Below are 12,305 nucleotides of genomic sequence, written 5' to 3'. Positions count from 1 at the left end.
CTCAGCTGTAAAGTCCAATTTGCTCATTAATAAAAGATATCTCTGTAAAACAGGTCTCTCATCATTTCTTCCAAATCCCTATAGCTGATGCCTTATTTACAATACCAGCGCGCACATTGCAGGATTACTTCATCATTAAAATGACGCCGTTTAAATGCTGCAGGTTGCGTTGAAGGCATTTCAATCTCGTTTAATCGTTTTACCTTGAAGTATAACCCATCGTTCGTTTTTGCAACGGAATCCTTTAGGTTAGCAGCTTATTGCTGGTACAAGTTTTCGAGGAAGGATCAGACTATGAATTTGAAAAAAAAACCAAGTAAAGTAAAAAAGCAAGAGAAAAAATAAGTCGAGAGAACCCTGAAGAAGAGCTTTTAAAGCTAATTAAGATATCCTCGCGATAAATCAATACCTCGTCGATGCAATTTTAAAGTGTATATATTTTCACGGCAAAAAAAGTAACGAACAAGATAAGCGATTAGTACAGTGATTATTAGAGGTAAAATAAAATGATAATTTCTCATCATTTCACAAGTCAAAATGATTGAGGTAATTAATGCGCCTGTGGTACTTCCTAACATTGCTGCCATACCGATTAAGGTAAACAAGACTGGGGCGACAGCAACTGTTGGGACCAAATAATTAATCACAAGAGCGAAAACGCTCCCTAAGATTGCTCCTATAAATAATGAAGGTGAAAATATTCCTCCAGATGCACCTGAGCCTAGGGTCAAACAAGTCGCCAATAATTTAGTTAAAACCAAAAAAACTAACAACCGTGGATTGAGTATCTGATTGTTGAGGCAGTCTTGAATTGTTGCAAATCCTATTCCTTCGATGTAGTAATGACCGAATAAATTCATTGATAAATACATGAAACAGCCGACAATTAACATTCCAGTCATATGACGCAGATACAAACTTTTAAAGTATCTATTAAAAAAATCTTCGAAGTAATAAACGCTCCGGATTAGCACAATTGAAATGATTCCTACAACCATTCCAAAAGAAACAAATAACAAAAGATTAGGTAACGTCAGGTTACTATTTATTTGAGTTACTGATTGAATAGAAAAAATCGGCTTTACATTAATCAAAATATATTCAATGCCAAGAGCAAAAAATGTAGCAATAATAATAAGCGCTACACCAAAAAAAGAAATGGTCTCCAACATAAATTCACTGGCGAATATAATTCCAGCGAAGGGAGCATCGAATATTACAGCGGTACAAGCGGCTACGCCTGCCGCAATGAGCATTTTTCTTTGTTGTATGGATAAATGCAGCAAATTACTGATGATGGAACTTAACAACGCGCCAATTTGAAAAACAGGACCCTCACGTCCTACTGAGCCTCCAGTCCCTATGGTTATAGTAGATGCTATTATTTTAGCCAAGGAGACTGAAGGTTGAATTCTTCCCTCTTGGTAAAATATAGCTTTTAAAATCTCTGGAACTCCAAGCCCACTTTGTCCAGGAGCAAATTTTTTGAGGAGCCAAATAACAATGATGCTGCCAACCATAGGTATAAGAATAGCTCCTAATCCCCATAAGCTGGCTAATGTATGAAAATTTTCATTATAAATAAAACTGAAATGACCCAAAAAAGCGACATTATGGATAAGGGCGACTAAATTACGAAATAATATTGTCCCTAATCCACATAAAATACCTAAAATGATTGCAAACACGACCATTTTAATAGGATGCAAAGATTCTAGTTGACTCGATTTTTGTGCTCTTCTTCTAATGTGTTTCAACTATGTTCCAGGTATATGTTTCGCAATCATATATTCTCATTTGTTGGCATGACGCTGATTATAATTTTACTTTCATTATCACTAATAATAACTCAATTCAGCTCATTAGTTTTATCATCTATTTTAATGCCCAAACAAATGAGATGTTCGCAGATTTTTTTGCGGATAATTACAGCATTTTCATCAAGTTACGCAGTAAATACCAATGCATTACATCCTTTGAGTGCGGTTGATAAAGAGCCCACTTCAAGTGCAGTTCGACATGAAAGGCAATCACAATCCCCTATAAATTTAGTTCATCTATCATGGGTTTTCCTGTGAGTAGACTGGTTCCTCTATAAGTTTAGATAAGGCTTCGTATTCTCTGTTGCTATCTGGTTTCCCGATAAATTTTAGTCGCCAGTACCCATTTCGCGTTTTACCCCAGTAACAAGTAAACCCCAGGAATTTGTAGGTCGGTAAACGTTTACCCTGATTATGACTACGAGCCGCCGCTGCATGGCCTGAGCAAATAAGTTGCGATTTTTCCTCATGAAGCGTGAGTTCGTATTTGGTTAATCGCTTAGGAAGTACATTGTAAAAACGTTCAGCATCTTCCTTTCGTTGGAACACAAACACCATATCGTCACAGTACCGAATTAACTCTGCTTTACCTCGCAAGTGAGTTTGCCTGATTTGAGCAAACCAACTATCAATAACTTCATGCAGATAGATATTACAAAGTATTGGGGACAAAATAGACCCTTGTGGGCAACCTTTTTGATTAGGAATGACCTGCTTTCCTTGGAGTGTCGGGGTCTTAAGCAGGATAGTTACTAATCGTAGAAAGCGCTTATCTGATATTTTATTAGACAAGCAGCCCATGAGCTTTTCATGAGAAATTGAGTTGAAACATTGACGCAAATCAATTTCAACTATAGCGCCGTCCCAATAGTGGAATGTACTTTGATTTAGCGCCCTAAGTGCATCATGACAGCTTTTTCCAGGTCGAAATCCATAAGAGCAATTAAGGAATAGTGGTTCAAAGATCGATGCCAGAATAACATTAACTGTGCTTTGCACTAGTTTGTCTTCTAAACACGCGATTGCTAAGGGCCTTTTACTCCCATCTTCTTTTGGAATTTCTATCCATTTTGCCGGCTGTGGATTATAAGTACCTTTACGAATTCGAGCCAGAAGCTGTTTAAGATTTTCTTCTAGTCGTTCTCCATAGGCAATTTTGGTAATACCATCTATTCCCACCGCTTTATTTCCTTCTAGCAGGTGGTATTGTTCTTTCAGCATGGATATATCAATCAAATGCCCAAGATTATTGAACTTTATTGATTTATCTCCTGCTGATAACTCGCTAATGCGATCTAGTTTCGTTTTCCATGGTTCTCCATCAATGCTGTGTATGGACATGGTTTCCCCTTTTCACGTGATTTATCTACCAGCCCTTCGCTCCACGATCATTACTCGCTTCATAGCTACTACAGCTGATTCAGCCGCCCTTAGTACCATCTCTGGTCACTTATGTTTTAGCATTTGCTTCCAAATACTCCCTTCCTGGAAGAATACTAAGGGTTTCCTAGGTTGCGTCAGTCATCTCTATTTACTCGCTGTCATTTAGAACCCCGATGGCTGACATAGATTGGATTTACCAGTTGACCGTTCTATGTCTGTTGCTTGCTACCTATGCGACGGTATCAGCAGCCATGATGACCACTTTCGAGGCTAATTCATGTTCACGTTTGTTACGGCTCGCAAATTTCGCTGTCTACGCTTCAACTCTTTTGTTACCGCCAGAGTTGCAAGACTCGCTATGTAGTAGTACTGGCTCTACCTTCTACAGCAGGACTTTCACCTGCAAGACAACTGCGCCTTATCCTAGCGCACCGCATATCTGGTCCAAACTGGCAATGAGCTTTTAAATTGATTGTTTTTTAAAAAAGCCATCCAGGTATTTAAGATTAGCCTGATACGCAGGGGCATTAATATTATTCCAAGTTCCTTTTTTAACAGTAAATCCTATAATCGAAAAAGCACGATTCATAAGTAAGAGAGGAATTATTAGCTGATATTTAGGGATTGGACGTATGCTCGCATAACCTTTTAAAAAGGATTTTTTTAGCTTGGATTCATCTGACCATTCATTAAGCTCTAAAGGACTAAAGTCCTCTTCGGCAAAGCTCGCACGTGCGGAAGCCCAGTCAATAATACCTGTAATTTTCCCATCAAATAAAATTATATTACCAGGTCTAAAATCACGATGAATTAGGCATGCGCCATCTACTAAATTCAATGCATCAACATGTGTCTTATAATATTGCCAGGATTTTTCAATGAGCTCTTTGGGTAAATTATTACAACATTCCGAAAAACTTTCTTCAAATTTATGCTTGAATGGGGTACGTGGATCTGGACTTAAACTGTGTTTTTGAGTTAAATCACCATACTGATAAACTCGATTAAGATGAAGACTTGCGAGTAATACTCCCGTTTCATAGCTAATTTTATCGGTAATGTCTTTTTTGTTCAGTAGATTACCTGAAAAACACTCCATTAAGATAGCGCCATAATTTGATACGGTTGGTGGTTCTGCCTGTATAATTTTGGCGACTGGTAATACATCTGCAAGAAAATTTAAAAAATAAACTTCACGCCAGTAATCTTCAGCTCGTGGGCATATTTTCAAAATAAACGAGCTGCTTTTTGGAATAACAATTTTATATACAATGGCAACCATTGCTTCTTCATGCTCAATAGGGATGAAAGTGGCATTGGCAAGATTAAATCGTTGTTTATAGAAGATGAGATTATTCATACACAGAAACTTGGTTTGATTTGTTAATAAAGGCTTTAAGTGACAGATACTTTACATAACCAGGTGTATTGTAATCATTTTTTGCATGGGAACACCCAGTTGATAAAGGGAAAGAATTTTTTCTTTGCTCCAAATGCTTTAAAATTTTGCAATTTTAGTGTCCTTCACCTACAGCTGCAAGGCTAAGAGAGAAAATATTTAAGATCAACTAGCCCACCAGCAAAATTGAATAAAATTTAAGAAATTCAAAATAGAAGGTAGAGTAGCGCGGTTGTTTGCTGTGGCATCACAATTAAGTCTGATTAATATAGATAATCAGACCTAACTCATTGATTATAATAGAATTTTTATTATTACTCTAAATGGTCTTTTATTAATTGCTTCTGAAATTTTATAAAATCATCCGCTGTTATTACATCGCAAATATTTTCTTTCGCGCAATATACTATTACTGCACTTCCATTCTTAATTTTATCCAAAAGCTGCTCTTTTTTAATTTGAAGATTAATTTCAAATTCGCCATACTCTGTAGCTTGGCGAGTAATTACTTCTATTATTAAATTTTCTAAAGCCATTTTACTTAATAAGGCTGAGTCAATTTCAATCATATTGTATTTATTCTTTTGTTAATCCTGGCAACTCCATCCAGTGTGTTACTTCGGCAGGTTTTTGTGAGAAATACTCATCCCACCAAGTATCATTAAAGATCTCATATTCACAAATATAGATTTTTTTATTTTTTGATAAAGCTAAATAGCGACCGTATTTAAGAGGCCGCTCATCAACACTTTTCCATTTCATATAAAACTTATTATTTTTTCTGTAAAGCTTTTATTTCATTGGTTGATAGGCCAGTTACTTTCGCTATAAAAACGAGCTCTGAGCCTGCATCAAGCATGCGTTGAGCCATTTCAAGTTCCGCCTCTCTACGTCCTTTTTCTATACCTTCTTGTCTCAATTGTTCTGCAGACTCATGATTTTTTCTCCGACATCAGGGAATATTTCTTTGTTAATGAGCGAAAAAAACTTACTTTGATCACTTAATTCCCCTCGTTCTAACAAATATTGTAACACAATCTCGATATAATGGCGGCCACCTGATAGGGTCAGTTTATGCAAAATATCTGCAATTTCTTTTAAATAAGGTAAGATGTCTCTGGCAAAAATGTGCTTTAAGGCAAACTCCATAACACCTGACCAAGCATGCTGTTTTAGAACTTTATCATCAATTTGCCCTAAGTCCATGAGTTGAAATGGTTTTAAAAAATAAGAATCTACCAATTCCTTAGGTGCATCAATTAAATCAGAGAGATTCGTTGAAAAAGGATACTTGCGCTTTCCATGATAAATGACAAGCGGATAGACCAGCGGTAATTTTTTGGCTTTCTGGCTTTTCAAATGATTATCCATAATATTGCAAAGATACTTTAATAAACGAAAAGGCATTAGTTCATCAGGCGAAGACTGGTGCTCTAATAGAATATATAGATAAGCCTCCTTTTTACCTATTTTGGTTTTGAAAAGCACATCAACCTCAGACTCTTGTCGTATATCATTGATTTGTGAGCGTGATTGAAGCTCAAGCTGTTCAAAATCAATTTGCTGAAGTAGATTTTAACTCAATATGTATGCAGGCAATGTTCACTATGTTATCCCCAATGCGTGGATTCACAAAAATAATATCTTATTTTGGCCTAATTCAATAATTTAATAATGAAATCAAATAGTTAAAAATAATCTCCTTGCTTACTCCCAATTCACCAACTATAGTAAATTGTATTAAACATCAGCAGGATGTTTTATGTTTGACGAAGCAAGTTTAATACTAAATCCGAACGGCAGTATTTATCACTTAGCCCTATTCCCCTATGAGATAGCAGATACAATCATTACGGTTGGCGATCCTGAGCGCGTTGCCGATATCAGTAAACATTTTGATAAAATCGAATGCAAGCGCCAAAATCGTGAATTTACAACCCATACCGGTTATCTTAATGGCAAACACATTAGCGTAATATCAACAGGAATAGGAACTGACAATATTGATATTTGTATCAATGAATTAGATGCTTTGGCCAATATTGATCTGCAATCACGTACTGTTAAATCCACTCTCAAATCATTAAATATTATTCGCGTGGGTACTTCGGGTTCTATGCAAGCCGACATACCCGTAAATTCATTTCTGCTGGCAAGATTTGCCCTGGGTTTTGATAATCTCCTGCGTTATTACCAGTATACCACTCCTTACCAAAATGAAATTGATTTGCAGCAAGCTATTCATAATCATCTGGATATTTTTCCAGCCAATATGCAACCTTATTTAGTGAGTGGTTCAGACATCCTTGCTGATCAGTTTGCGGATACGTTTATCAGTGGAATCACAGCAACTTGTGTCGGATTTTATGCACCTCAAGGACGACAACTACGTGCAACAATAGCATTTCCGGATATTTTGAATAAATTACAATCATTTCGACAACAAGGAATTCGCATCACCAATTTTGAAATGGAAACATCCGGCATTTATGCCTTGGGCCGTGTATTAAATCACCACTGTTGTTCATTAAGTGCAATCATTGTTAATCGCATTTTAGGGCAAAAATCCAATGATATTCCACGATTAATGGAAAAATTTATTCAGAAAATTTTGGAAAAATTACTATAAAATGAGCCTCTCATGATAAACATAACTACAGACCATAATTTAAATCATTATATCCCTCCTGCATTGCAAGAAATTATTGAAAAAATGTATGAAGAAAAAATTAATAAAAATTTATTATTCGAAAATGTAATTCAGGATCCCCTTTTTTTAGAAGATCCTTTGGCTCATATTGCTCTTTATACGGATCATGGCGTAGTTCATATTCGTGATATTGCGCGATTGGTGTTAGAGCTTTTGCCACAAATTAATGGCGTGTTAATTCCACACCGTGATAATTTTCGGCTTGAATTCATGAAAGCTTATGCCTGCTTGCTGGCGTATTTTCATGATATTGGTATGCTTAACACAACCCCATTTGGCCGGGCAACTCATGCTGAATACGTAGCTCATGAAGCATTTTCTCCGCATTATGATGAAATTATTAATATGATTTGGCAACATAATGTTGGCGGAATCCCCTGGAAAATATTAAATTTTTACAGAGAAAAATCAATAAAGGTTGAGCCACAAATTATGATAAGGGAATTACTTGCTTTAGCCTATTGTCATAGCAAAAGCTCAGTACCAATCAGTATGATTAATAATACAATCAATTTGCAAAAACAGATGCATTATTGTTTAAGACATACCCTGGTTGAAATTTTCTGGGAAAAAAAAATCAGGCAATTAAAATCAAAGCCCAATACTATAAAGCAAAGAGAGTTAGAGGAAGCCGAAGCACAATATCAACAACTTAAACATACACAAACTACCGATACGCAGGCTAAAATCCTCGCTGCCTATTATGAGGATTTTGCCCATCAATCTTACCATTGGCTTACCGACCGTACTTCAGCAAATCTTATTGAATTTACGGAAGATGTACTGGATACCGTACGTTTGATTCGCAGTGCAGATGCCATGCGACAACGAGGTACTGCGCTTAAAACATCAGGAGATTATCAAATCTTTATTGATCAATGCACTGCTAATGCTGTTTATGCCTTAAAGATGGGAGCTAATAAATTATTTTTATTATCAGGCGACAGGCCTATAAATTCTGCTGAAGCCAATCTTTCCAGCGTTAGTTTAACGCCTGAAGGTAATTTAAGTTTTGCATTTTATCGAGGGGAATTTGCAACAAAAGAGGCAACTGAAAAAGCCATTAACAGCGCAGCGATGCTGATTGGAGATATCCAGGCAGATGTGATTGACGGTTTTTACCGCCCACCTGAATTGGCCGCTGAAACGGGAAATTTTTTAAAAAAAAATAAAAAAATATTCATTTTGCTGGAATCAACCGAGGACAATATGAACTTTACACCTGCCTTGCGCACCACATTGATTAAAGGAAATCCTGCACTTGAGCCATTAATAAAGCTGGTTCCATCCTTGCAAAAAGTACCGGCAGAGGAAAAGCAGCGATATATAACCGCGAAAACCGTTGACTGGGATACGTCGTATAAACAACAGATTTTGCATAATATTGGCCAAACAGGCCATAAAGTCGATTCTATTCCATTGGATGGAGGATTTGATTACGTCAAATTGTTTACCCTGGAAACCGGACAAGTGCTGACGCATGCAGGAGACTATGCCGGGTTTGTTTATATTCCGCTAGGCTTGGGATTAAAAGGTATTCCTGGTGGTGGTTACAGTATGTTTGAAGTCTCCCCCTGGATTCCTCTGGGTAGTACCGGTGTAATACGTGGCGATATAAGAAATGCGACTATTGTTGCAGAAAATCAGGTGGATATACTTATCATACCCAAAGAAATTTATCTAAAGCATTGGCATCATACCTATAGTCCTGCAGAGTTTAAGCAAATTATTCATAATTATAACCTGGGAACATTATCTCATTCATGAGGCCAAATCAGATATTAAATACCGCGATAACAGTAAAATTTTGCAATTTGAAATTATTAATATGGGTTTAATTACAGAAGCGAGGCAAAAGCGAATTAGCTCTTCATTAGATAAAAAATTGGGCTCCGTTGCAAAAACCAAACACTGAATTATACTTGAGTAATTTTATTCAGGAGTTCCTAACCATGAAGAATCCGGAGTTCAAATGGCGTCATTTTCATGGTGAGGTTATTCTGCAATGCGTGCGCTGGTACTGTAAATATGGGATCAGCTATCGTGACCTGGAAGAAATGATATCAGAGAGAGGTTTGTCCATTGATCATACAACGCTCTATCGATGGGTTCAGCACTATGCGCCGGAACTGAAGAAACGGCTTGACTGGTATAAAAGGCGCTATTCCAGCAGATGGCATCTGGATGAAACTTACATACGTGTAAAAGGCGAATGGAAGTATCTCTACCGAGCCTTAGATGAACATAGTAATACCATTGATTTTTATCTTTCGCACCGCAGGAATGCAAAGGCTGCGAAACGCTTCCTGAAAAAGCTTATTAAAAGTAATCCAACCTGTGATTTGACCGTTATTAATACGGATAAAAATCCGGCCTACGGGCAGGCAATCAGGGAGCTGAAGCAGGAAGGAAGTCTTTCTGAAAATACAGAACACCACCAGATCAAGTATCGCAACAACCGCCTGGAAGCAGACCATGGTAAGCTCAAACGTCTTATCAATCCTGTTCGAGGGTTTCAATCCATGAAAACAGCCTATGCCACCATCAGGGGGTTTGAAGTCCTCATGGCCGAAAACGTACGCCAAGCAGTATCTATATGATTTATAATAAATATTAAAAATAAAAAATCATCATGATTGCGTTATTTTAATAATTTCTATAACAGAAAAAATCCATATTGTTTTTAATTCGCACTGAATTCTAGCTTAGCGTACGTTTTCGGCCATGAGGACTTCAAACCCCGTGCGACACGATGTCGCCAAATAGAGCTGCGGTGCTCTGATACCGCCATCCATGCTACTGGATGAACCTACGATCCTGAATAAAGAGCGGATCGGACAAAGTAGCGAAACACGCAAGTGTGGGATTTGAAGCGCAAGTGAATAATCCTCCTGGAAGCCGTGATCCGGGTAAGCGCAAGGTAGTGAATATGCCGAAGATACCTGAACCTGTGTTGAAAGATCGACAGAGGCGAGCCCATGGTAAACGGCTGTTACCATGGCATAGAAGTTGGAGGAAGCTGGGGGTAACCTTCCTCGTAGCCACCATAACTTCTCGGTCTATAGCGGGCGGCTAAGTTCACATGCTCTAATGGCGGAACGTGGTAAACCTGTATGGTTCCCTATGGAAAGGTTCATCGTAAGATGCACTATGATCATGCAGGCAAAGGATGTCCGAGAAAGCAAAAGCTAGTTTGTAATGAACTAGATAGTGTGCCATCACACAGCATGAAAGTGCGCCCACTTCGGACTGGTCCAAACTGGTGAGATAATTTGAAGAATCAAAATAACGAAGAAACGCAAATGACGATAGGTAACACTGTTGGTGCCTCTTCGGCGCAGCGCCTATGTACTTGGGATTCAATACCTTGGTCAAAGGCAAAAGCACACGTATTTCGACTTCAAACGCGTATCGCCAAGGCAGAGAGAGAAGGACATCGCGGCAAAGTCAAGGCTCTGCAACGACTTCTGACGAGTTCATTTTATGGAAGATGTACTGCCATAAAACGAGTAACTAGCAGCACTGGTGGAAAAACACCGGGCGTCGATGGTGTGGTTCTGAGAACACCCCAACAAAAGATGAAGGCCATATTCGAACTTAAAAATCGAGGGTACAAACCTTTACCTTTAAGAAGAATATATATCCCCAAGAAATCAGGAAAGCTGAGACCGCTCTCAATTCCAACTATCAAAGATCGATGCATGCAAGCCCTATGGCATGCAGCTCTGGTGCCGATTGCGGAAGAAAGAGCAGATCCAAATGCCTATGGTTTTAGACCAAAGCGTTCGACACATGATGCTATAGAGCAATGCTTCAAAATGCTGGCAAGAAGAAACTCAGCACAATGGATCTTTGAAGGCGACATCCGTGCCTGTTTTGATCAAATCAGCCATGAGTGGTTATTAGATAATGTTCCTATGAACAAAACTGTTCTTAGAAAATTTCTAAAAGCTGGATTCATGGAGGATGGAAAACACCATCCAACTGAACTTGGGACACCTCAAGGCGGTATTATTTCACCAACACTTGCAGTGATAGCTCTCTCAGGGCTTGAAACTAAATTAGTCAGCACAAGGAAAAGACAGCGGGATAAGGAAAAGATTCACATGATCACTTATGCCGATGATTTTATAGTAACTGCTGCAAGTGAGCAATATCTGAGGGACAAGGTAATACCGACCTTAATCGTGTCACTAAAAGAAGTCGGCTTGGAGTTATCCATTGAGAAAAGCAAAATAACCAAAATAGAAGACGGATTCAACTTTCTTGGATTCAATGTCCGAAAATACTCGGGTGGGAAACTATTAATTAAGCCATCTAAGGCAAGTATTAAAACGTTTCTCGAGGATGTTCGAGCAATTATCAAATCAGCAATAGCCCTTCCTACAGAAATATTGATCCGCCAGTTGAACCAAAAAATAACTGGATGGACAAACTATTATAAAGGAGGCGTATCGTCAAAAGTATTCGCAAAGATCGACTTTGAAATCTACTCAGCCCTAAAAAACTGGTGCCTGAAAAGACACGCCAGAAAAGGCAAACATTGGATTTCTCGTAAATACTTTACGGCACTTGCTGGAGACAATTGGCGGTTTCATTGCACCATAAAAGACAAAGAAGGAAATAAGAAAACTCTTTATCTCAAACGTGCAACGGACACACACATAAGACGTCATATAAAAGTGAAAGCAGAGGCAAATCCATTTAACCCCCGCTTCAAAGAGTACTTCAAAGAACGGGAGAAGAAAATCAGAAAAGCAAATCTGCCCACACACGCTGCAACTGCTGGGCTGCATTCAATCAGCCTTATGAGGGCTTGAGCGATGTGCTGGGAAACTAGCCCGCATCGTTCTTAGAGGGCTGCTCCTCAATAATGGGGAGTGGCTACTCGACTTATAATAATGAACGCACTCATCAAGGCAAAATGTGCTGTGGACGAACTCCTATGCAAACATTGATTGATGGCAAACAAATCTGGAAGGAAAAATTTATA

General features: G+C 38.3%; 11 protein-coding genes and 1 pseudogene. 4 read left to right on the top strand and 8 right to left on the bottom strand.

Annotated elements, in window-relative coordinates; all coding sequences use genetic code 11:
* Positions 1 to 95: 95 nt before the first annotated feature.
* From Lnau_RS16925 to Lnau_RS11860, 8 genes and pseudogenes are all read right to left on the bottom strand, one after another.
* Positions 96 to 179: pseudogene (locus Lnau_RS16925) on the bottom strand (IS6 family transposase); the annotation flags it as partial.
* A gap of 198 nt (positions 180 to 377) precedes the next feature.
* On the bottom strand, positions 378 to 1,757 hold the full coding sequence (locus tag Lnau_RS11890; RefSeq protein WP_058505372.1) for a chloride channel protein: 1,380 nt from the start codon (positions 1,755 to 1,757) through the stop codon (positions 378 to 380).
* A gap of 303 nt (positions 1,758 to 2,060) precedes the next feature.
* Entirely contained in the window at positions 2,061 to 3,161 is a 1,101-nt protein-coding gene (locus Lnau_RS11880) for a reverse transcriptase domain-containing protein (protein ID WP_058505370.1), read from the bottom strand.
* A gap of 505 nt (positions 3,162 to 3,666) precedes the next feature.
* Positions 3,667 to 4,563 (bottom strand): aminoglycoside phosphotransferase family protein, encoded by an 897-nt coding sequence (locus Lnau_RS11875; protein ID WP_058505369.1) that lies wholly within the window; start codon positions 4,561 to 4,563, stop codon positions 3,667 to 3,669.
* A gap of 353 nt (positions 4,564 to 4,916) precedes the next feature.
* Entirely contained in the window at positions 4,917 to 5,171 is a 255-nt protein-coding gene (locus Lnau_RS11870) for a YheU family protein (RefSeq protein ID WP_058505368.1), read from the bottom strand.
* Positions 5,172 to 5,178: 7 nt separating this feature from the next.
* Complete coding sequence (locus Lnau_RS11865; protein WP_058505367.1) at positions 5,179 to 5,364, bottom strand: DUF551 domain-containing protein; 186 nt, start codon at positions 5,362 to 5,364, stop codon at positions 5,179 to 5,181.
* Between the two features lie 10 nt (positions 5,365 to 5,374).
* Entirely contained in the window at positions 5,375 to 5,521 is a 147-nt protein-coding gene (locus Lnau_RS16465) for a hypothetical protein (protein ID WP_157070658.1), read from the bottom strand.
* Positions 5,518 to 6,162 carry an Rpn family recombination-promoting nuclease/putative transposase gene (locus tag Lnau_RS11860; protein WP_083503838.1) on the bottom strand — a complete coding sequence of 215 codons (645 nt, stop codon included), beginning with the start codon at positions 6,160 to 6,162 and terminating at the stop codon, positions 5,518 to 5,520. Before Lnau_RS11860 ends, Lnau_RS16465 begins: the two co-directional genes overlap by 4 nt.
* A 202-nt stretch (positions 6,163 to 6,364) precedes the next feature.
* On the opposite strand from Lnau_RS11860, the gene Lnau_RS11855 reads away from it, so the two are divergent.
* The 4 genes from Lnau_RS11855 (at position 6,365) to ltrA (ending at position 12,132) form a co-directional block, all read left to right on the top strand.
* Positions 6,365 to 7,231 (top strand): nucleoside phosphorylase, encoded by an 867-nt coding sequence (locus Lnau_RS11855; RefSeq protein ID WP_058505365.1) that lies wholly within the window; start codon positions 6,365 to 6,367, stop codon positions 7,229 to 7,231.
* A gap of 12 nt (positions 7,232 to 7,243) precedes the next feature.
* Positions 7,244 to 9,079, top strand: a complete 1,836-nt coding sequence (locus Lnau_RS11850) for a cyclic nucleotide-binding domain-containing protein (RefSeq protein WP_058505364.1) — start codon at positions 7,244 to 7,246, stop codon at positions 9,077 to 9,079.
* Positions 9,080 to 9,264: 185 nt separating this feature from the next.
* Positions 9,265 to 9,912, top strand: coding sequence for an IS6 family transposase (locus Lnau_RS11845; protein ID WP_058505363.1), 648 nt, complete (start codon positions 9,265 to 9,267; stop codon positions 9,910 to 9,912).
* A 672-nt stretch (positions 9,913 to 10,584) separates the two neighbouring features.
* Positions 10,585 to 12,132, top strand: a complete 1,548-nt coding sequence (gene ltrA, locus Lnau_RS11840) for a group II intron reverse transcriptase/maturase (protein WP_065240296.1) — start codon at positions 10,585 to 10,587, stop codon at positions 12,130 to 12,132.
* Positions 12,133 to 12,305 lie beyond the last annotated feature (173 nt).

This window comes from Legionella nautarum, assembly GCF_001467895.1.
In the GTDB taxonomy this organism is placed as follows: domain Bacteria; phylum Pseudomonadota; class Gammaproteobacteria; order Legionellales; family Legionellaceae; genus Tatlockia; species Tatlockia nautarum.
This window is presented reverse-complemented; position numbering and strand designations above follow the sequence as displayed.